A 22,478-nucleotide genomic window follows, 5' to 3' on the forward strand; every position below is an offset into this window, starting at 1 on the left:
AGGGTGTGAAATAATAATGCTGCGCTATAAATTTGCTGCACTGCTCCTGTAAATATTTTATTGGGATTCGTTATGATTAATGGCATCTATAGCCTGCCTTACACTCCCATATTTTGCTAACAAATCGGTGGCGGTTTTCTGATCGGCTCCGGTTTCCTGCATAATGATACCTATTCCCCGCTTATGTAATTTGCTATTGGTTAACTGCATATCCACCATTTTATTTCCCTTTACTTTGCCAAGCGCAATCATTACAGAGGTGGTAAGCATGTTAAGTACGAGTTTTTGTGCTGTACCGGCCTTCATCCGGGTCGAGCCAGTCAAAAACTCCGGACCTACAATAACAACAACAGGAAATTGTGCTTCAAGGGCAATGGGGCTCCCATTATTACAAACCACACATCCCGTAATAATACCGGCAGCGTTAGCGGCTTTAAGACCTTCCAACACATAAGGCGTAATGCCAGATGCCGCAAGGCCAACAACGACATCATTACTGTTAATATCATAATTTAATAAATCTTTCCACGCCTGGTCTATGTTATCCTCTGCATTTTCAACTGCTTTTCGGATAGCGATATCTCCACCGGCTATAATGCCGATCACCAGCTCGTGGGTTACGCCAAATGTTGGCGGAACTTCTGACGCATCCAACACCCCTAAGCGGCCGCTGGTTCCTGCTCCGATGTAAAAAAGACGTCCACCTTGTTTCATTTTTTCGACAGTGGCTGCAGCTAATGCTTCTATCTGGGTGAGGCTCTGCTTAACCGCCCTGGGAACTGTCTGATCTTCTGTGTTTATGTTCTCTAATATATCGTAAAGCGATAGTTCATGAAGATTTTTGTAGTTTGAATCCTTTTCTGTGGTTAATTCCATAGAGTTATAAATATTTAAGTTATGATAAAATGTGCATTTTTGTGCAGTATTAAATTTGTAACCGCACAAAAACGCACAAACTTACATAAATTGTTTAATTTCCTAATGAGGATTATCACATGTTTACTTTAAAAAAGACTGGCCTGCGCTTTTTAACACGGCCTTGTAAAACACATCAAGCACTTCTGCACGAATATTCACTTTTGATTTACCATATGTTTTCCCATCATCAGGATAAACGCGATTGGTTAAACAGATATAAACCATGTTGTATTTAGGATCTACCCATACATAAGTACCTGTATAACCACTATGCCCGAAAGCCTGTTGAGACGGATACGTTTCTGACAATTGCTTTTCATTGAGCCGGTCGTACCCCAGGCCACGTTGCGATGTTTTGGATTGCCGTGAAGTAAATAAATTAACTGTAGCAGCATCAAAATATTTTTGCCCGCCATAAGAACCCTGGTTTAATAACATCTGATAAAAAATCGCCATATCATTAGCATTTGCAAATAATCCCGCATGGCCTTCAACACCACCGGCCATCGCCGATCCGGGATCATTTACATAACCTTGTACCAGCATATTCCTGAACCAGTTATCATTTTCTGTTGTTGGCACTATTCTCGATCTATTGAAGCGGTTACGTGGTAAAAAGCCCGTAGCCTGCATACCTAATGGCAAATAAAACTCGTTCAAAACATAGTCGTTCAGTTTTTGATGCGTCACTTCCTCCACTACTTCTTTCATCATATACATACTGATATCGCTGTACACAAACTTACCACGGGTGTCGACCTTTGACCTCAGCGTAACAGGCCACATCACCTCATTAAAATAATTGGCTCTCAGATAATAATGATCTGCCACTTTAGTCGGATAAACCGCAGATGAATCTGCGCTCAGATCCGTCGGTTTGAGTTGCTCGTAAAACTTAATATAGGGGGTATAGCCGGCTTCGTGCAGCAAAGCTTCTTTAATTTGCTGATCTCTTTTATCCGGAATATTCCGCGTTACCGCTACATATTTACTGATGGGATCATCTAAAGCAATCAGTTTTTTTTCATACAAACGCATAACAGATGGTACCGTAGCAGTAACTTTTGTTACCGACGCCATATCAAAGATATCATCAGGCTTGGTTATATCATTACCGTTATAGGTATGCTTTCCGTAGGCTTTACTAAAGATCACCTGACCATCCTTAGCCATCAATACCACTGCAGCGGGTGCCGCATGTGTTGCAATACCCGCATTTAATATCGAATCAACGTTTTCCAGCAGATCGCTGTTAACGAATACCGATTCAGGCACTGAATAACCAAGACGAGTTTTTTGTGTCACAAAACCAGCCCCTTTTGTAAAAATGCCACTATAATTATTGTCCAAACGGTTACTTGCCGCTACTCCGCCAAAAACCAATTGTGCGGCAACAGAAGCGCCATCGTTAGTATCATTTTTGTACCAGATTACGGGAGACTTAACTTTATCAAATTGTGCCAGGTTTTTACCGTTACCAGCCATAACCAGCACGACGGTGCGGCCATTTTCCAAATCGGCGATAAAGCTTTGCAGCAATGGTGTAAATCTTGTTGACGCGGATAACTCAATAAGTACCGTGTTATAGAATTTCAACATATCGTGCAATTCAATAAAACCTTTCATATATTGAACAGTATCAGCATCAAAGCCTGCAACAACATGATATTTATTGGCAATACTATCAAATACAGCATGTTGATTATAGTTGAAATGTACGCTGGCTATGCTGGCACTTTTAATGTCAGTTAAAGGAACAATACTTAACGCATTATTGAGCAATACAACATTTTTTCCGGCCTCAAGGAGCTGGGCCGCCTTTTTAAGGTTAACTGCGTGATTTTGCGCATACGTTGCAGTAGTAAAAACAACAAGCAAAACAGCGAATAGCTTTTTCATCATCGGGTTAAATAATAATGGGAAGCTAGAATACTCCCCATTAATGTTTGTGTAAAATTATATTGCCGGATCTGCCGGAGTGTTTGGATTATTAGTCCGCTCCTGGTCAGGGAATGGATAAAATACACGATTACGCTCGCTAACATCTGCCGGTGGCGCAGGACGACTAAAACGGCGGGTATCTTCCCATTTTAAACCGCTCATATAAAGTTCGGCACAACGCTGCTTATAAACTTCCAATAACAAATCGGCATTGGTAACTGCCCCGCTGTATGCAGGTAAACCAGCATTAACGCCAAACGGGTCGCCGGAGGTTTGGGTACGCACCGCGTTAATTAAGGCTAAAGCATCAGTTAATGAACCATTAAGCCGCAATGTAGCTTCAGCCTTGATGAGTTTTATTTCATCAGTTAAATATAACGGAATAGCGGTAGTTTGTGTTGTTGAGAAACCGGTTAGCGATGTAACCACATCACCGCTAACCGTTGCATTAGGCGCAGCAAAATAAAAACTCAGACGTTGGTCTGCTGCATCAAACAAACCAGCCGGCAAGCCGAAATTTGCGCGCGGACGGTATGACTTGGTAATTTGAAAAAGGGTATACAGCGGGTTAGCACTAAGTGTGGTATAAGTAAATTTTGATGTTTTTGATAAATCTACCAGGTTAGCATTATCCAAGGCCTTTTGATAATTACCCGCCATAAGGTTAATACGGGCGTTATAGGCGTAAAGTGTATTCTTCAGATCAAAATCTGTACCGGCAACCAAGGTAGTAAATGATCCCGATGCTGCATTAGCATTTAGCGTAGCAATACCCAGATCGAGCAACCTGATGGCTTCTGTAAAAACCTGTGCACGCGGCACAAATGTTACCGGAGCGGCAGTATTGGTGCGCAGGTTTGCCTCAGGAAATGCCATTGCCAGTTCGGCCAGGCTGGTGGCTTCAAATAAATATGCCTGTGCCATGATACCACTAAGCAAACCAGGTTCAAGAGTAGTAATCTTGGGAGCATTGTCAATTACATTTTCGCACATGGCCATCTCCCGCTGCATAGCCGACCAATAGCCCAGAACACCAGCATTAGCAGTTGGTAAAGCTGTTCCTCCATTTTCCAGCTCAATAGTAGTGGTAAAAGTGGCAATGCCTTTTGTTTCACGACTGGTTACGGATGGCATCAGCAAAGTATTGCTTAAACCGGTTGTTGAATAAAATTGACGCAAACCAATACTAAGGGCGATGATCCCATCCCGGGTTGTTAACGCATTCTGATCCGTTGCGCTGTTTGGATTTACCTGATCCAGTTTACAGGACGAAGCTATCAGCGTAAAAACAACAATTAAATATTTATAATTAAGTCTTCTTTTCATGATGTAAAAAATTGAGTAATTAAAGGGTGTAGTTAAGTCCTAAAGCAATAGTCCTCGGAATCGGAACCTCTACAAAATCAAAGCCGCGTACAGCAGTACTTTGACCGGCAGCATTCGTTTCAGGATCATACCCACTATATTTATCAATAGAAAACAAGTTCCTGCCTGACAAGCTGATACGTAATGGCTTATTGTTTAAAGCACGGATCCTTAGGTCATAAGAAACCGAAAGCTCTCGCAATTTCACATACGAACCGTCTTCAATCCAGTTTTCCATAATCGAGTATAACGCTGCGGAAGTTCCTTTAGGTACTTGTCCTTTTAATTCCGCCTCGTAGCCTGCCAGTCCACCATACAGATCCCTGTTGCCTACCCTTTTGGTAAAATTAAATACCTTGCCGCCGATAGATGCATCCCATTGCGCGCGGAAAGACCAGTTTTTTCCAACAGAGAGTTCGTTAGTCCATGATCCGGTCCATTTTGGATTCGGATCTCCAATTACTTTTAATTTGGTTGCACCAATTGGCTGGCCATTCGCATCACGACCAACTTTTTCTGTTTGCGGCAAACCTGCAGCAGTTAATAGCAGTGATCCATCCGGTTTTCGGGCAAAGTAAGTAGCATAAAATGCGCCTAATGAATAGCCGTTGACCGCGGCTACCTGACCAAAACCACCAGGGAAGGTTACGACACCACCTGGTATATTAAACACCTTGTTTTTATTTTGAGAGAAGATAATGGTAGAGGTCCACTTAAAATTGGAGTTTTGAATAGGGGTGCCTCTTACCAATAACTCGATACCTTTATTGGTCATATCGCCAATATTTTGATATTGGGTCAGGTAACCACTTGATGGCCTAAGTGTAACCGGCAATAAAAGATCTTTTACGCCCTTGTTATAATATGAAAATTCAAATCCTAAACGATCATTCAGGAATGATGCATCGATACCGATTTCCTTCTCCGTCTGGCGCTCCGGCTTAACATCAGCATTGCCTAACTGCGATGGTGCAGTTATACCAGGTAAACCGGCCAGCGACACGGAAGTGTAGTTGCTGAAACGGTCATAGGCACCGATAGCAGTTAAGTTACCCGACTGCCCATATGAGGCCCTGATCTTCAAGGTAGGAATAACCGAAGCCAGTGAAGATTTTTTCCAGAAATCTTCTTCAGACAGCAAGTAACTTGCGCTTAATTTAGGATAATACTGCCACCTGTTGTTAACTCCAAAAGACGACGAAACGTCGTTACGAATAGCGCCGGTAATAAATAAACGGTCTTTGAAACCTAAAGTTTCCTGTAAATAGAAACCAAGTATATTTAAGGTAGAGCGGCTTTCAAGTGAAGCAATAGTGGCAGCAGCAGATGCCACCTGGCTTACTGGGCTCAACTGTGTACCGGTAATGGATGATGAATTTACACGCTCTGTTTGTGCCGTAGCGCCCAAACCGGTTGCGGATGTCAGCCATGAACCAATTTTAGCCTTATAAGCAATATTCAGATCATTATTCAATAACAGATCAATTCTGTCAGCCCTTCTGGAATAACCTGTATTGTAGGTTGGTGTTGTATTATTCACCGGGATAAAACCAAGTGCCAGTTGAGTAGAATTATCATAGCCCAAAGTATAATTGATAGACAGATTATTTGTCGGTGTCATATTCAACTGAAAATCGCCGATTACGCGACTTGTTTTCTGGCTAAAATTAAACCTGTTGATAGCTTCTAATGGATTGGTACGCAACAAAATGCTGGTTGGTGCAACAGAGGGATAAATGCCAGTAACAGGATCTGCAGCCGGATTGATATAGTTATTGGCAAAAATAAAGCCTGTTAAAGCTCCGTAGGCCTCATTGATACCTCCGTTAGGGATTTCCTGACTGCCGCTTAATACATAGTTTAAACCAAAGCTGGCTTTAATCCAGTTGTTAAAACGTTGGTCAACCCTTATACGTGCGCCACCTCTTTTAAAATCGCTGTTTTGAATAATACCCTGATTGGTTAAATACGAACCGCTCATGTAATATTGGGTATTATCTGTTCCGCCGGAAACAGAGATATTATTTTCAGATCCGATACCATTTCTGAAAATCATTTTCTGCAAGTCATAACGCTCTACAGGTACCTGGGTTAGGTCCGTTGCTATGGTATTAGCAAAACGGAATGGATAGGTGTTATAATCTAATTTTTTACGCAAGGAGTTATCACGAAACTGGGTTGAAAAAGCAATCACCGGTTTACCAGATTTTCCTTTTTTTGTAAAAATCTGAACAACACCATTACTTGCCCTTGAACCATAAATAGCGGATGCGGCGGCACCTTTGATAATTTCAATCCGGTCTATGTCGGCAGGGTTAATGTCCACCAGTCGGTTTTGCGAGTAGCCCCCTAAATCAACCAGCTGATCTGAACTGTTATTTACAATAACGCCGTCGACAATATAAAGCGGGTCGCTTGAACCAGATATCGTACTGTTACCTCGCAGTCTTACGCTGATGCCCCCAGCGGGATTACCAGAGTTTTGAGAGATCTGCGCGCCTGAAACCTTACCAGCCATGGCCTGATCTATTGAGGTCGCCGCTCCGTTTTGCAGATCCTTACCGGATACGGTTGATATGGCATTCCCCAGTTGTTTTTTACTGGTAGCAACCGCTGTGCCGGTAACAACAACCTCGTTAAGGCTAAGTGCATCTTCAGATAAACTGACATTTAAATTAACTGCATTCTGATTTAAAGTTACCGTTTGAGTATAAGGCTTATACCCGGTAAACGTGACCATAACGGTGTAAGTGCCATCCTTAACATTCAGATTAAGGGTGTAGGCACCGTTAATGTCGGTCGCCGTTCCGTAGGTTGTGCCCACTAATCTTACCACAACACCAGGCATGGGTTCTTTATTACGGGCATCCACAATAACGCCCTTAATTGTTTGTTTGGAGTTCTGTGCCCAGGAAAACTGCCCGAAACACAACAGAACGAGCATCGCTAACAGATACCGCCCTTTTTTAAAGGTTTGTAACACTTTTTTCATACAACGCGTTTTAAATTAATTATTAGTTTTAGTTTAGTTAATTAGGAAAGCTGATCTTTCCCATAGATACAGATGGTAAATTCTTGATATTGCCATAGTTTGTTTTTCCGCCTGCTAAAGCCTCATTGGCAAGCATGGCAAACAATACAGCTTCTTTGGCATCGGGATCAATACCCAATTCGGTTGTTGATTTAAGCTTGCAACCAAAATGATCTTCAATATATTTGACCAGCAAAGGATTGTACATTCCGCCGCCGCTTAAATAAATGTCGTAAGGACCCTGGCCGGCTATACATTTAGAGATCGCTTGTATGATACCCTGGGCAGAGAATAGCGCCAGAGTTGCCATCACATCAAAATCATTAATACCGTCCTGTCCCGAAACCTTGATGGCATTTTGCAGGTAAGCCATACTAAACAACTCAGGTCCGGTAGTTTTAGGGAAATCGGCTGCAAAAAAAGGATGTTCAAGCAGGGCAGTAAGCAATGACTCATTGACAGTACCGGCTGATGACATCTCCGCATTTTTATCATAATACCTCCCCGGAAATTTCAACTGTATGTACTGATCCATCAAGGTATTGCCCGGACCGACATCGGTAGAAAAGCAGCCGCTTCCATAACCCACCGGTAAAAAGGTAAAATTGGCAATACCTCCTATATTCAACATGATCCGGTTTTCAACAGGGCTGGAGAAGATCAGGTAATCGCCATACAAAGCTAATGGTGCGCCTTCGCCACCGGCGGCAATATGTTTCTGACGAAAATCACTTAGGGTAATGATACCGGTTTGAACCGCCAGGTGATCTGCATCTCCTATTTGCAAGGTTGCGTTACCGTAATTTTCAATACCATGCAAATGTCTGGGTGCATGAAATATAGTTTGTCCGTGGCTTGCTATTGCATCCACATCACCAACCGATACATTCCACTCTTCGAGGCATTGCAAGATCAGTTCGCCGTAGTAAAAACCTATAAAAGCATTCAATAAGGTAATCCGTTCCAGATCTGTTGTTCTTTTAGCAAAAACAGATTTCAACTCTTCTTTAAAACCAGTTGTATAATCTTTAGTAACAAAGTGAAGAACTTTCACCTTCGTATTGATACCATGGCCGCTGAACTGGCACAGTGCAACATCCAAGCCATCGAAAGATGTCCCTGACATCAACCCGATAATGTTTCTTACCGGCTTACCTGAAATTTGGTAAAGCTTTTCAATATTCTGATTCATAAATCAAACATTAAAACTGTGATAATTAAAATACGCAACAAAACGCAATGGTAACTCGCTCATTTACCGTTTAGTAATGTGTAATTATACGTATTTTTTTTTTAATTACAATTTTATTTGCTGTTTTTTAAATAAAAAACGCAAGAAACCGCATTTTCGGGCAAAAACACCGACTATAGAAGTCAATAACTTCTAACTTCGCTTAAAAAATCCCCCTTTTTTCGTTTGCGTCTTCCGTTTTGACATTCATGACCCGAAAAAAATTTATGCATGTCACACTTTTGGATAAAAATAACGCCGAGATTAAGCAGCTTATTTAATACTTAATTAAATGAGCTATTGAAATATTAAAATTATTTATGATTAAATACTTCTAAGGCAGACTCCCGATACGGATAGGAGGCAGCCAGATTTTTAGCAAGCCTATGAAAAACCCTATCATCTTATATTTTTCTTCTCTAGTTATTTCCCGGAGCCCAATTCGTCAAAAAATGCCAGGGTACAGTCGTTACCCGGTAAACTATACCGATGCTGAGCTGATCCGGCTGGAAGGGGGTACTTTACTCCGCCAGTATCATAGCCATTATCTGTTTTATATTGAATTGTATGAATTTAACCTGGACAAGGAGTTGTCTATGAGTTACCAAGTAGAGGGACCAACCCTGTTTCTTTTTTTCATGCTGGAGGGACGCATCCGTTTTTCCACTCCCGATGGCAACCTCATTACTGAAGCAGAAAAGGGCACATGCTATGCCACGTTCAATAATCCAGGCGACTATATCGGAAACCTACAGCCCGGTATTCACCGTATCTTTTACATTGCTCCAAGAATGGAGTGGCTGAAAAAAGATATCGGCCAATATCCCAAACTGAAAGCATTTGTTTTTGACCTCGATAACGGAAGTTCCTTATATGGACATATGCCCCGATGCCCGATAGCAGGACCGATCTACCGGACATTGCTCCAGTTATACGAGCTGAATGATCATAAGGCAGCTGATATTGAAGCAGAGCTGCTCCGGTTCTTCAAACAATTGCTGGCCCAATACGACGAAATGGTTTCGATCAAATTGGAACAACCGGTATACCGCGTTAAAAACTTTATGGAAAAAAACTATACAGACTCCGAACTCAGCAACCAAACACTGATTCGGACTTTTCATATCACGGAGAAAACACTGATCGAAAATTTCAAAGAAGAATTCGGCACCACACCACATGCGTTCCTGATCAACCTCCGTTTACAAAAGGCAAAACAATTGTTTGCAGCGGGGCAGCTATCCACCAATGAAGTATATAGTCAAATAGGATATAAGGATGTACAAAGCTTCCGTATACAGTTCAAGAAATTTTTTGGATACCCGCCTTCTGATAGTCTTTAAGGCTTGCTTTATCGTCATTCTCAACTTTTTATCAAAGACATACATAAAAAACTTACCTCTTTTAGTGTTTTTCCATGCTCATTATCTCTGTTTTTTTATGCTTCAGGGGAAAACAGATGCCGAGATTTACTAAACGCAATGATCAATACAGTTGCAAAGATATGTGAGGGGAGTACCGGGAGCCGAGCCGCCATTTCCTGGCGGTAAAGCATCAGCAACATGATAGCAGCCCCTGAAGTAAAAACTATCAATGGGATATCCGGCTGGTACTGGTAAGATGGCTCCGGATGCTGACGCAGGGAACGCGGGTACAGCGATAAAGTGCACAACCCCAAGACAGGTGACGCCAAGGCTGCGCCGCTGGTGATAAGCGTATTATAAGAAAAAATGTAGAGGATGAAAACGATTGATGTAACAACGATCAGGGATAGGACAGAGGATTACGCCTCAAAGGCCATGCTGGCCGCTATGGCAGCGCTTTGCATCCGTTTTATCCTGAGGTACATGGCGGCATGTCTGTGGTTTTACATCATCACTATCCGGCCTCTTTTTAATCATGCTTACGTCCGAAAGAGAGTTACCCACACCAGTACCCACGACCGTAAAGAGGCTGTATTCACGAAAAACCCGAATAGCCGTGCCGGGCTATTCGGGCAAATGGAAACAGCAGTACCATGGGTACAAAAGTTTCCGGTGAGGTCTACCTGAAGGCAAAACGTCACATAACTATACGAATGTAAAGTTTTTGGAGCCCTTTTTTGCTATTATAAAAAGTTCATACCTGTGAAAAAAATCACATTGAAAAATAAAAAAGTATGGCTGGGAGCTATGCTTTCATTCGCCTTCGTGGCAATTATAGGCGTAGCTTTTGCCTTTAAACCGGAGGTGAGAAAAGCAGTTCCGGTTAATACCACAAAGGCAGCAGCCCTGTATTGGTATCATGTAGATGCAAGTACCAATGAAACAACAGGGGCCTACTCTTACAACGATACAAAAGCAAATGTTATTAATGCTCAAAGTTGTAAGGACAATGCAAATCAGCCTATTTGTTTGTTTGGGTCCACAAACGCTTCATTACCGGTAGGCACCGATGTAGGGACGCCGGCTCCCGATAACAGGATACTGCAAAAGAATTAAGATACAGTTTCCGGTATATTTTTACTGACAGCGGAGTTGGCCTATTGCCAATTCCGCTGTTTTTTTAGTGTCAAAACCTTAATTTTCTTTTAGAGAAAGAACAGTTAAATCAACATCTTTTTCAACCAGATCAAGATCATAAATTTTCAAGGCACTACGCAGATTTCCTAAAGCAATCCCGTCTAATGCATCTGCTTTGAATTGAATATCTATATTGCCAGTGTACCCCGTTTGATCTACAAAAGGTTTTTTAAGCCCGTATTCAATTAATCCAGTCAGCCGTTTAGAGAATTTGCTGAATGGCTGATTAATTAAAGAACGCGTTGGGCCATAGTCTTTACCTATCCTGTCTGCGTGGAAAAACGAATCAACGGGTTTATGCCCCAAGGTTTTAATTTTATCTATATCACTTGTTCTGACCAGGACAAGGCATCTTACCGGTCTTTTTTCAATGCCGGCATTTAAGTGAAAAGCGCGGTTTAAATCCTCCTTCATTAGCTCATAAGGATTATACGGTTTGTCACTGGGAATGGAAGATTGGTACCAATAAAGATTATTCTTCTGCCATACCTGTTCATCATAGCCTTGAAGGTTCTTAGGCTTGATGTATCTGCTCGAATCTTTGGTTTGAATAACCGTTCTGCCTGGCCTGAAAAAACCATACTTCCCGCTTGTTAATCCTTCCCATGTCCTTTGATACAAAAACACAATGGTTCCGCCTTCAGAAAAACTTTGACCAATTTTAGATTTCTCTAACTTAAGGCCCATATCCGTGCCCTTATAGATGTAGGATGAATATACCATATCATCGCTCCAGCGTTTATCAAACAAGGATTCAACGTAATTATTCTTTACAGCTTCGGGGACTTTCATTGTTTTATTGGAAAGAACGGCCTCAATATTTGGTTGTGTAATAGGCACATCATCCAATAGCATCTTCCCATGTTTTCCTATCCAAACGATGTAAGGATTACCCCGGTGAGGGAAGACCTTTTGCAGTATGGTATCGCCTGTTATAAACGGCAAGGAAGGCAGGTAAACTTTTGGATGGCTTTTGAAAAATCGCCTGATAGAATCCCTATCTAAAGGGTTAACCGGAATTATTTGAATTTCACTGCTGAATATTTTTTGAAGTGAATCCAATTTTGGAAATTCCTCAATGCATGGAATGCAAAACACGCCCCAAAAATCCAGTATGACCAGCTTACCGCGCAAGTCCGATAGTTTGATTTCTGTATTGCTGCTGTTAAATATGTTTTTGAATGTAAGATCGGGCACTTCGTCACCTACTGTTAACGGTTTATTTTGTGCTTTCAGACGGGTGTTATTTAATAAAACGATCAGGGTTACTAAATGTAATAGGACAATTAACTTTCTCATATTGTTGAGCTATGGTTGATGTTATTAATAACCGGTGTTTTGTGTCAGTTTAACATTGTAGGTTAGCTGATCTAAAGGAAGGGGAAATAAGGCTGCATAAGGTTTCCAGTCAGGTTTTTCAGTCCCAAGAACGCCATCTATGGTTCCCCATCTTTTCAAATCAAACCAGCGGTTACCCCACTCTGTAAAAAGCTCTAAATGCCTTTCCTTTTGTATCGCCAATACGCAATCTGCCTGTGACATGGAAGTGGGATAGGCAGACAAGCCAGCCCTGGTATGAATCATATTCAAATCATTAACCGCTCCTGGCAAATTGGTATTTTGCTGTGCCCTTGCTTCTGCGCGGATTAAATATTGTTCAGCAAGCCTGAAAACCACATTGTATTCAGTAATAGAAGTTGTGCTGCTATTTTTTAATTTATTGGGATAATAATAAGTCGCACTGCCGATAGTGTTGCTACCCAACCAAGCGGTTTTGCGCTTATCATTGGCATCAAACAAATTGAGTAAATAGGAATTTATTGCAAATGTCGGCTCAACATCAGATGATTCGGGGATAAAAGCGCTGGCTTCAGCCGAATTTGCGGCATTGTTTGCCGGTGCGATCTCCCAAATGGTTTCCCCACTGTTGATCAGGAAAACAGCATTTAGATCAGGCAGAATACTATAAGTATTTGAATTGATGATAGCTGAAGACTGCGCCTCTGCATTAGCCCAATCTTTTTTAAATAAATATATCCGTGCCAGTAATGCAGTGGCCGTTAGTTTATTGGGCCTTAGCTTACCTGTGCTTGGATATGTATTAGTAAGCAGCCCCTGCGCATCGGTCAGGTCAATGATCATCTGCTGATAAACCTGTGAAGTCGGCGCTCTTTCGGCAGTGCCATTTTGCGCATAATCAGGTGAGGTAATCAATGGAACATCGCCATACAGGTTAACCAAATAAAAATATATCAGCGCCCTGATCACTTTCATTTCCCCTTTTAACTGATCCTTAACTGACGAAGTAAGGCCGTTGCTTTTATCCAGTCCCTGCAGAATAGCATTAGTGCGGTATATGGTGTTATAGGCTGTAGACCAGAAATCACTGATATTCCCATCGTTTGACAGGATATTATTATTGTAATATGGATCGTAAGTCGAGCTTGATGAGGTATTGTAAATCTCATCGGCAGTAAGCCCCGCGTAAATACCAATACCACCATTGGCAAAAGAGGGGTTGCCTGACCGCATCTGAACATAAACGCCGCTTACCGCGGAAAGGGCCGTATTGTCATTTGAAAAAATTGCATCTGTAGCGATTAGCTGTGGTGAGGGGGCAATGTCGACAAACTTTTTACAGGCTGACATAGTCATGCCCAGCAATAAAATGAGCAGCAGCTTTTTATATAGGATTTTCATGTTGTAATGTTTAAAGGGTTAGTTGAATACCTGCGGTAATTGTTCTTAATGGAGGCAGTACAAAAAGGCTTTGGTTTTCAGGGTCGGCTCCGATGTAATTGGTCATCGTCAGAAGGTTCTGTCCCTGTAAATAGAACCTGCAATTAGCCACATGCAGCTTTTTCAGTAAGGGTTGCGGAATACTATAAGACAGCGCCACGTTTTTAAGGCGTATATAAGAAGCATCTGAATAGATCGCATTGGAACTTCGCAGGTAAAGATTAGAGGCTGTTAAAGCGGGGCCGCCGGCACTGGTAAACTTTTGTATGTCGGCAATATCTCCGGGATTTTGCCAGCGGGATAAGACGATCACAGGTTGATTATAATATTTATATCCCGGAACGGTTCCGGCAAGGTTCGACAGGTAATTAACGCCGTTTTGTTTTTTAAACTCGAAAAATATATCCAGCTGAAAATTTTGATAACTTACACTGTTCTGAAAGCCACCATAAAATTTGGGGTCGGTGTTAACAAGTGTGTTCCTGTCCGCCTTATTATATTTTCCATCATTATTTACATCCTGAAACTGATAAACGCCCGTTTGCGGATCAACCCCTAAATAATGATAAACCAACCTGCTCGAAACGGATTGGCCAATAATATAGGTACCGGCATAAGTTGAATTTTCTAATCCAGGAAAAGCAAGAAGCTGATTTTTAGGTATCGTTAAATTAAATGAACTATTCCAGGTAAAGGCGTGTGAATTGATGTTTTTACTGCTTAACTGAAACTCCCAGCCTTTATTGACAATAGTGGCATTGAGATTCTCTAATATGGATGTAAAACCGGTTTGTGTCGGTAAAGTATAGTTAACAAGCTGGTTCTTTGAACGCGATCTGAAATAAGCGGCAGACAATAATATCCGGTTATTTAAAAAACCTAAATCCAATGCAAGTTCAGTCTTTTTATTTTTCTCCCACTGAAAAGACGGATTATACAGCGAAGTCGGATTTAAACTGCTTACGCTTTGATAGGTGTCTGGCACCGGTGTCCAGGTATCGAGGTATTGATAATCGCCGATCTGGTCATTACCCGTAATACCATAGCTTCCCCTTAGTTTTCCAAAACTGACGATGTTACTAAGTGTGCTTTTTATAAATTTTTCTTCCGAAAAAATCCAGGCAGCCCCTAACGCTGCAAAATTGCTGAACCTACTTTGTGGACCAAACCGGCTCGACCCATCTCTTCTGCCACTTATATTTACGATATATTTATCCTGTAAGTTATAATTGATCCTCCCATAGACTCCTTCATACCGGTACTGGCTATAAGTATTGTTGCTCTGTATAATACCTGCCGCTGCAATGGAATTTAACAACAAATCATTATTGTAATTTGTGGCGGCTACGGTCAGGCCGTTGCTTGATTGATCTTGCCAAGTTCCCCCGATCAGGACGTCCAATTTTCCAATACCGACTATTTTTGTGTACTGGGCTTGTGGTTCAATAATCCAGCTTTGGAATGTCCTGTTTGCAAAATTACTGTAAGGTAGTTGCAACGAATAGGGATTAATGGATGTACTTGGAAAAGTAGCGACCTCGTTGCTATTTACGGCATTATACCCCATGCTTACCTTTAGAAGAAGATCAGGCATGATATGATATCCGATCATTAAATTGCTATTCAGGTTATTAAACTTTCCTGTATAGGCCTGATACTGAAAAGCAAGTGGGTTGGGGTTCAGGATACCGAGACTTGAATAGGCTTTGCCTCCTTCTGCCCAGTTTAACTTCCCGTCAGGCGTGTATAATTGCAGCATTGGGTTCGAGTTGATATAGCTGCTCAGGTCCGTCGTTGTGAGGTTGTTTTTATTGGTGGAATAACCTGCTGTGAATGCAATGTTCAATTTATTATCAGTTGAATGATGATTTAGGCTCAAGTGAAGGGAGCCACGAGTATCACCCAAATCAGTTGGGAACACGGTTGTTTCATGATGATAGCCCCCTCCGATAATAAATTGGGTGTTTACATTACCTCCTGATAAGGAAAGCTGTGCATCAGTCGTATGGGCAGTACCACCGATCAATAGCTTTTTAAAGTCTGTATACCGGGTGGTATCCCAAAGCAGCAGATCGGGAGCATTTGTTGTCGTTGGTGTAAGCCCGCTATTTTTGAATCCTTCCCTTCGCATTTGCAAATACTGCTGCGTATTCAGCATATCCATTGTCCGTGACACTTTGCTCACACCGGAATAGGTGTTGAAATTCACTTTAACAGATCCTGGCTTACCTTTTTTTGTGGTTATTAAGATTACTCCGTTAGCGCCCCTGCTGCCGTAGATAGCTGTTGCATCGGCATCTTTCAATACCTCGATACTTTCTATATCAGAAGGGTTAATTAATTGAAAAGGGCTCATGCCGGTGCCGCTTGAAGAAGAACCCGCAGCAGATGAAATCTGGTTTAAAGCAGAATTGCCGGTAACAAATGGAACACCATCAATAATGTAAAAAGGTTCTGAACCCTGTAAAAGGGAGCTTTGTCCGCGAATCTGAACCTTAAATCCTGCTCCGCTAACGCCGCTGCTTTGCGTGACAGATAATCCGGGTACGCGTCCTTCCAATGCGGCCAAGGGGTTGGATACGGGTTGTTTTTCAATATCGGCCGCTTTGACAGAAGACACATCACCTGTGCTTAGTCTTTTAGTCGTGGTTCCATAAGCGATTATTTGTACTTCATCCAATACTCCTGTATTGTTCTTTAAACGGATGTTGAATTGTTGTTTTTGAAGTTCGGATAATGTTATTTCTACCTGTTGATAGCCTATAAAACTAATGACGAGTATATCATTTGTAGAAATAGGCCCAATCGAATAAGCTCCGTCTATGGCTGTATTTACAGCAATAGGGCTTCCTTTTAATCTGACGGTTGCACCGGGAAGTGGATGCATTTGTTCGTCTGTTACTTTACCTATGATATTTGATATTGGAGGAGTGGGACTGTTTTGGGCGGAAAGCTTAAAAAAAAGGCAAAGCGTTGCCAGTACTATGAATAGTATCGTTTTTTTCATTAAATCTGTAAGTTGAGTGCGTTAAAAGATTAACTTAATTTCTTTTACGTAAAGAAAATGGCAGCCCCAAAAGCATTAACTATTAACCGATCAGCTGCCATTTCTCACGATTCAATCTGGACGCTTGATAATATTTTTAAAAAGGTTTTTGAGGTTCGGACAGTTATTGGAAATACAAAGAGAGTACCAGTCTGTTTCTGTTGATTGAACAGTTAAGGGAGTTTTACAGATTGTTATTTTACTTTTTTGTGGCTTCATTACTTGCTTCAAAAACAAGTCCTGCCTAGATGCTCCCTATATAAAAGAGTGTGGGGTGGGCTGCATCCCGTGACCACATAAAAGTTCTGACGCCTTACATACCACGGGTTAACAGCAGCGCACCCCACACTCATCAAATATGCCAAAGATAGCATTAAATTTAAAAGTGTTGGGGGCATTAACCTGCTGCCTTGCGGTACGACGTCAGAAATTGGTCGCAAGACTTTTGATAAATACTTAATAAATAAAATATCAGTTTCTCTTCGTAATCTTTTCTTGTTGAAAAACTTCGATAAAACAAATGTAATAAATCACCTCATAAAAAGCAAATACTTATTAAAAATGTCACGATTTGATATTGTCCATTTGTTTTATGGACAATACAAGTTTGATAATTAGTACGAATGTTATAGAGTTACGGGATGCATTAGGACTCTCACAAAAAGATTTTGCGCTCTTAGCACATATTTCCCCGTCGACTTTGGTTAATATCGAATCTGGAAGAAAATCTTTCAGAATTAAATCGTTAGATGGAATTATAAATTTCACAACGATTAAATTAGAGGATTTAAGCAAAAGGAATTTTGCACCTCCAAAGAATTTACGAGAAATACTAACACAAAAATATAAAGCTGTACCAGCTATTCACGTCATTTTAAGCCGAGAGCCTTCAATCCCATATTGTATTAAGTATAAAATGTTACCAACCAATTTTCTTAATACACCTAGGGAAACCAATGAAATTAAGCGCTTCTTTTCAGATATTGGGTGGAATTTTAAAAGCAATTCACTTCATACCGCATTGAAACGAATGCCAAAGGTAATTGAAATTAAAAGGCACGAAACAAAGGGCAACACCAATTTCTATCAAAAAAGAAAAGGTTAATTGAATTCTATAAATCGATCTGAATATACAGATGCCTTAAAAAGTAGTTGCGAAATATTCATGATTTTTTGTAATTGCCTAAATGGTGAAGAATTATTGCAATATTAATCTCTATTAGGTGATTGTAAACCTCTAATAAATTAATACTTTCTTAAATTTTGTAGATACTTTAATACTTATTACCTAAGTCAAATTTTGTTTGGCTGCTTTTGTAGATAATTACAATGCCAGCGTAAAGCAATCATCGGTATGTCTGCGAATTTTGTAGATTAATTCGTTAAATTTGTGTGTTAAAACAGCCACCGGAAGATTGTACCATGAAAGAAGTAACCATAAAGTATAAAAACAGTAAAACGCTGGATGCTTTAAAAGATTTAGGAAAGTATCTGGGCTTCTCTGTTTCCGAACAACAACCTGCTGCCAGGAAGAAACAGGAATTCTATATAAACGGAGTTACTGTGATACCGGGTGACGAATCTATAGACGTTTCGGAACTGGGAGAGGTTTTTACCGGCAAAGGAATAGATGCGACTGAATTAAGAAAATCCGGATGGCAGCGGAAAAGGTAATTTGCGACACTGACGTTATCATTGACTATTTTGATGCCTGCCAAAATCGTCATGAAGAAACCAGGGTTATACTTGAACAAACAATAGGTTTCCAGAATATTTTAATATCCTCTATTACCAAAATGGAGCTTATTTTGGGGGCTACCAATAAGGTCGATCTTCAGAAAATCAGCAAGAACCTCAACAGGTTTAGCGTACTTTTGATTAATCCTGAAATAAATTTAAGGGCTATAGACCTCGTGCAGTCTTACAGGTTAAGTCACGGCCTTGCGTTAGCAGATGCTATGATCGCCGCTACTGCAATTCAGACCGAATTAAAGTTGTTTACTTATAATAATAAAGATTTTAAGTTTATATCAAAATTATCTTTATTCAAGGCATAAGTATTATTTTGTATCTTTAAATATCTGCCATTATTGTATATGAAAATCAAAGTCAAACTCACCATCCTAACCTTATTCTCTTTTGTTTCAACAATTGCTGCCGCTCAACAGGTTAAAAAAAAGCTATCGGTCCCTATCACGGATGATGGTTACCACACTGTTCCCAATACCAGCCAATCAAAGATCTTTAATGACTTGCTAAAAGCGGAGCAAAAATTAGTAGATGAAAAAAAAAGCATTATCCTTTTGGCGGACAGCACAAAAGGCATCTTAAATATTAAAAGGATCGCTCATTGCAGCTACTTGGCTGATACGGCCTTTAATGGCAAGACCTTAAAAAATGCGGCCACAAAAGATGTTTCATATGAATACATTGCTAACTTCAAAGTTGGCGATAACATCTTTACCTATAAGATTATTGGATTTTCGACTACATCCGGGCAGGCAATAATGAAAAATGATTTAAAGAACGCTAAATTAAGCTCTTGCGCTCAAAGCGAGATCTGGAGCTTTAAGGATCGGCTTACAGCCCAGGCGGTGCTAATGGGTATGCGGAAATTTTGATATTACTTATCTCTATTAGGACATGGTTAAATTATTTGTTGTAGGTTTTCCCGCGACATGGAAAAAACTGAATTAGTTGATTTTTCTTAGTGTCTATGGACAGGTTAGTTCAGTAACTATCGTAACTGATAAAGAAACCGGTATAAGCCAGGGATATGGATCCTGACCATAATTGACCAGGATAGTGCAGATCGGGCAATAGCAGCGTTAGATGAGGCTACTATTGATGACCGGTTAACTAGTGTAAGAATAGCTGAGGATATAAAGTCTGCAACTCCCGAAATTTTTACTGCTTTGCAAGATAAAAAGCCGGATGAACCCAGCGAGAAACTGGCGACATTAACAAAAAGAAAAGGCCAAGGATACAAAGCTGATTACTTTCGGGTTTAGCTAATCCCTAATATATTTTCGGTCAAGTAATACTGTACTTAAATTAAGAAGAACTTTCTATCTTTAACCGCAGTATGAGCCTCCCACTGCGAATCACATTTAACGACACTGACTATACCTATACAGTATTGACAAGAAGTATTAATAAAGAAACCACAGCTATTAAGATCAGTCTGTTGGGAGAAGAGTTCACAATTGTCCGTAATCAGCAACATCAATGGTATGCCATGGAAACTTCCATTGGAGATAAAGATGATTTACTTTGCGCTATAGCTAAAAATGTTGCCTTACGTTACCGGCTTTGAAATATAACCGGATCAACTACTGATTTTTATTCCTTCACGACAAGTTTTTCATCGTTGAATATATAGACTGATAATATGATGTAAGGAAGCTGAATAGCTAATAATTAAGGATAACTACCCAACATCCATACATCTGAGGCAGGTGGTTAACGTGTGGTATAACCACCGTTGGCGAAAATAGTCTGGCCAGTAATCCACCAACCATCTGTTACTAAAAATTCCACAAGCGGAGCAATATCTTTAATATTTGTTAACCCACCCAGTGCCGATGCCGATTTATGATAGTCAACCGCTTCCGGGCTTTCCTGTCCATAGAAAAATGGGGTATCCATAGGGCCGGGAGCCACCGCTGTGACAGAAATGCCTCGGCTGCCAAATTCTTTTGATGCCGCTCTTGTAAAGTGCTCAACCGGAGCTTTTGCGCCTGCATACGTCGAATATAGACCTGTATAAGCTGCTAACAATGAAGTCACAATGGAACAGATCTTACCATTGTCATTTAGTTTTTTACCGGCTTCCTGTAAAAAGAAGTACGCTGATTTCGAGTTGATCCCAAACATGGTGTCGTATTCCGCTTCGGTAGTTTCGGCAAAAGGCTTTTTCAACACCATACCCACAGTATTAATTGCTATATCAATACCTCCAAATTTGGCAACGGCTTCATCGAAAAATTTGGTTACGTTTTCCACTTTGGTCAGGTCTCCCTGAAATAAGAAAGCCTCTGCTCCCAAAGCCTGCACCTCGGCTAATGTTTTTTCAGCGTCCGTTTTGGAACTCTCACTATTATAGTGTATCGCTAATTTTGCACCCTCTGCTGCAAAACTCCTGCTCAATAACCCGCCCAGGTTTTTGCCTCCACCTGCTATCAATACTACCTTTCCATTTAAATCATTTCGTGCCATAATTATTGTTTTTAAATTATCAATATAGCAAAGGTCGGTTGCCGCGGTAAGTATATCGTGGTGAACTTTTCGGAACTTTAGGTTGTTATTGATTTTTATGCTGTTTTCGAAATTCTCCAGGCGTTTGCCCCGTGAATTTTTTGAAAAACTTTGAAAAATTGGACGGATCGTAAGTTAGTTTTTTTGCAATTTCAGCTATGGAGTAGTCCGTGTCAGTGATTAGCTTTTTCGCTTGATCACTGATTTTTAAATCATAAAAATGACAAGGGTGATGCCCCATCGTATTTTGGATAGTATCTGTTAAATGACTATGTGAAAGAAATAATGCATCTGCTATTTGGCTCAATTGCATCATTTCAGTGGCTTTTCCACTTATAATATCAGCCAGATGATCATCCAAATATTCAAAATATGCTTTAGTAATTTCTTCACTTCGTTTTATAACCCCATTTTTATTGTCACACATAGCACATATATTTTATACAAAGGTACCTTTATCCTGATTTACTCATCCTTCAGATTGATTTTTTCCAGCGCACTCTTTCGCCTTGAAACGGCTTTGCTTTCAGATCATTAAAAGTCAAATAAAGTGATGCCGGTAATAGAGACTGGTTGTATCCTCACCGTTCCGTTTAAGATTCCTATCAAGGTTGCTGTTTTTGATTAAATGTGCAAATCGTTCCTAATATCAATCGAAAGGTAATACCTCACTGCATTATTGGACGCCTGATAGTTCTTGATGAAATATATTTTTAACTAATTATTTCCTTGGGTTTTTCATTCTGTATTTTAGTGTTTAAAATCCAGGATATATATATAAGTATTTAATAATGAGTTAATTAATGATTTTAATTTTAAAAAATATCGCTCTAAACTTAAGGGGGTGAAAGATTTCTTTCACCCCCTTTCACTGTTTCGACATATCCCTAAATCCGTGCTTTGTTCCCATGAAGCAATCGGGTTTACATCATATGCTATACAACATTGCCAATGCAGGCGTTTCAAAAGCCGCTGTAGGAATCAATGGCTTGCCTGATCAAGAAGACATACTTTCTCTTTGCGATCATAGCAAGAATAACATCTTGATTTCAGAAACACTTTCCACCCGGGCCATTTTTCATGGCCATGCTTCCAAAAAGATTAATGACAGAATTAAGCCGTTATGGGTCATCCCATCCGGCAACAATATGACCTTTCCGCAAATGGCGGAAAGATCATGGTAGGCAATTGCTTATCAAGCTCTTTGACGTATAGGAACAAAGCATTATCCTGTTTAGCCACAGGAAATATTGCGAAGCTGAGATCATATCAATATTGCGAAAACGCATAGGCAGGCGAGAGCCCGAACTGTAGAGTTCGACGTGGGTAGTTCCGAAAAAAATACCGGCAGAAGTGAATTTAACGGGATCGTTACCCGCTGCCGGTACA

19 protein-coding genes are annotated in these 22,478 nt (G+C 40.6%); 9 read left to right on the plus strand and 10 right to left on the minus strand.

Going from position 1 to position 22,478, the window contains the following annotated elements:
• Window positions 1-57: 57 nt before the first annotated feature.
• From murQ to FHS10_RS01390, 5 genes are all read right to left on the minus strand, one after another.
• Window positions 58-876 (minus strand): N-acetylmuramic acid 6-phosphate etherase, encoded by an 819-nt coding sequence (gene murQ, locus FHS10_RS01370; RefSeq protein WP_259086924.1) that lies wholly within the window; start codon window positions 874-876, stop codon window positions 58-60.
• 123 nt (window positions 877-999) lie between these two features.
• Window positions 1,000-2,820: a serine hydrolase domain-containing protein gene (locus FHS10_RS01375; protein WP_259086925.1), complete on the minus strand. Its 1,821-nt coding sequence runs from the start codon at window positions 2,818-2,820 to the stop codon at window positions 1,000-1,002.
• Window positions 2,821-2,874: 54 nt separating this feature from the next.
• Window positions 2,875-4,185, minus strand: coding sequence for a RagB/SusD family nutrient uptake outer membrane protein (locus FHS10_RS01380; protein ID WP_259086926.1), 1,311 nt, complete (start codon window positions 4,183-4,185; stop codon window positions 2,875-2,877).
• Between the two features lie 19 nt (window positions 4,186-4,204).
• The gene (locus tag FHS10_RS01385) at window positions 4,205-7,216 is read right to left on the minus strand and encodes a SusC/RagA family TonB-linked outer membrane protein (protein WP_259086933.1); all 3,012 of its coding nucleotides are present in this window, start codon (window positions 7,214-7,216) and stop codon (window positions 4,205-4,207) included.
• A gap of 37 nt (window positions 7,217-7,253) precedes the next feature.
• Window positions 7,254-8,447 carry an anhydro-N-acetylmuramic acid kinase gene (locus FHS10_RS01390; RefSeq protein ID WP_259086935.1) on the minus strand — a complete coding sequence of 398 codons (1,194 nt, stop codon included), beginning with the start codon at window positions 8,445-8,447 and terminating at the stop codon, window positions 7,254-7,256.
• Between the two features lie 425 nt (window positions 8,448-8,872).
• Between FHS10_RS01390 and FHS10_RS01395 the strand changes: the two genes are divergently transcribed.
• The 3 genes from FHS10_RS01395 to FHS10_RS01405 all read left to right on the plus strand — a co-directional run bounded on the left by FHS10_RS01395 (window position 8,873) and on the right by FHS10_RS01405 (window position 10,966).
• Complete coding sequence (locus FHS10_RS01395; protein WP_259086941.1) at window positions 8,873-9,829, plus strand: helix-turn-helix domain-containing protein; 957 nt, start codon at window positions 8,873-8,875, stop codon at window positions 9,827-9,829.
• Window positions 9,830-10,225: 396 nt separating this feature from the next.
• On the plus strand, window positions 10,226-10,537 hold the full coding sequence (locus FHS10_RS01400; RefSeq protein ID WP_259086942.1) for a hypothetical protein: 312 nt from the start codon (window positions 10,226-10,228) through the stop codon (window positions 10,535-10,537).
• Between the two features lie 75 nt (window positions 10,538-10,612).
• Complete coding sequence (locus FHS10_RS01405; protein WP_259086943.1) at window positions 10,613-10,966, plus strand: hypothetical protein; 354 nt, start codon at window positions 10,613-10,615, stop codon at window positions 10,964-10,966.
• A gap of 78 nt (window positions 10,967-11,044) precedes the next feature.
• On the opposite strand, the gene FHS10_RS01410 is transcribed toward FHS10_RS01405, so the two are convergent.
• The 3 genes from FHS10_RS01410 to FHS10_RS01420 are packed head-to-tail and all read right to left on the minus strand — an operon-like array spanning window position 11,045 to window position 16,793.
• The gene (locus FHS10_RS01410) at window positions 11,045-12,346 is read right to left on the minus strand and encodes a TlpA family protein disulfide reductase (RefSeq protein ID WP_259086944.1); all 1,302 of its coding nucleotides are present in this window, start codon (window positions 12,344-12,346) and stop codon (window positions 11,045-11,047) included.
• A gap of 24 nt (window positions 12,347-12,370) precedes the next feature.
• The gene (locus tag FHS10_RS01415) at window positions 12,371-13,747 is read right to left on the minus strand and encodes a RagB/SusD family nutrient uptake outer membrane protein (RefSeq protein WP_259086945.1); all 1,377 of its coding nucleotides are present in this window, start codon (window positions 13,745-13,747) and stop codon (window positions 12,371-12,373) included.
• Between the two features lie 10 nt (window positions 13,748-13,757).
• Window positions 13,758-16,793, minus strand: coding sequence for a SusC/RagA family TonB-linked outer membrane protein (locus tag FHS10_RS01420; RefSeq protein ID WP_259086947.1), 3,036 nt, complete (start codon window positions 16,791-16,793; stop codon window positions 13,758-13,760).
• A gap of 631 nt (window positions 16,794-17,424) precedes the next feature.
• Here FHS10_RS01420 and FHS10_RS01425 point away from each other — a divergent pair.
• The 5 genes from FHS10_RS01425 (at window position 17,425) to FHS10_RS01445 (ending at window position 20,148) form a co-directional block, all read left to right on the plus strand.
• On the plus strand, window positions 17,425-17,937 hold the full coding sequence (locus FHS10_RS01425; protein ID WP_259086949.1) for a helix-turn-helix domain-containing protein: 513 nt from the start codon (window positions 17,425-17,427) through the stop codon (window positions 17,935-17,937).
• Between the two features lie 317 nt (window positions 17,938-18,254).
• Window positions 18,255-18,506 (plus strand): hypothetical protein, encoded by a 252-nt coding sequence (locus FHS10_RS01430; RefSeq protein ID WP_259086950.1) that lies wholly within the window; start codon window positions 18,255-18,257, stop codon window positions 18,504-18,506.
• Window positions 18,488-18,889, plus strand: coding sequence for a type II toxin-antitoxin system VapC family toxin (locus FHS10_RS01435; RefSeq protein WP_259086952.1), 402 nt, complete (start codon window positions 18,488-18,490; stop codon window positions 18,887-18,889). Before FHS10_RS01430 ends, FHS10_RS01435 begins: the two co-directional genes overlap by 19 nt.
• A gap of 33 nt (window positions 18,890-18,922) precedes the next feature.
• Window positions 18,923-19,453 carry a hypothetical protein gene (locus FHS10_RS01440; protein WP_259086953.1) on the plus strand — a complete coding sequence of 177 codons (531 nt, stop codon included), beginning with the start codon at window positions 18,923-18,925 and terminating at the stop codon, window positions 19,451-19,453.
• A gap of 464 nt (window positions 19,454-19,917) precedes the next feature.
• Window positions 19,918-20,148: a hypothetical protein gene (locus tag FHS10_RS01445; RefSeq protein WP_259086955.1), complete on the plus strand. Its 231-nt coding sequence runs from the start codon at window positions 19,918-19,920 to the stop codon at window positions 20,146-20,148.
• Window positions 20,149-20,294: 146 nt separating this feature from the next.
• On the opposite strand, the gene FHS10_RS01450 is transcribed toward FHS10_RS01445, so the two are convergent.
• On the minus strand, window positions 20,295-21,050 hold the full coding sequence (locus FHS10_RS01450) for an SDR family oxidoreductase (RefSeq protein ID WP_259086956.1): 756 nt from the start codon (window positions 21,048-21,050) through the stop codon (window positions 20,295-20,297).
• Window positions 21,051-21,135: 85 nt separating this feature from the next.
• Window positions 21,136-21,516 (minus strand): helix-turn-helix domain-containing protein, encoded by a 381-nt coding sequence (locus tag FHS10_RS01455; protein ID WP_259086958.1) that lies wholly within the window; start codon window positions 21,514-21,516, stop codon window positions 21,136-21,138.
• 505 nt (window positions 21,517-22,021) lie between these two features.
• On the opposite strand from FHS10_RS01455, the gene FHS10_RS01460 reads away from it, so the two are divergent.
• Window positions 22,022-22,273 carry a hypothetical protein gene (locus FHS10_RS01460; protein WP_259086959.1) on the plus strand — a complete coding sequence of 84 codons (252 nt, stop codon included), beginning with the start codon at window positions 22,022-22,024 and terminating at the stop codon, window positions 22,271-22,273.
• The last annotated feature ends 205 nt before the right edge of the window (window positions 22,274-22,478 follow it).

It is taken from the genome of Mucilaginibacter dorajii, from assembly GCF_024808255.1.
In the GTDB taxonomy this organism is placed as follows: Bacteria; Bacteroidota; Bacteroidia; order Sphingobacteriales; family Sphingobacteriaceae; genus Mucilaginibacter; species Mucilaginibacter dorajii.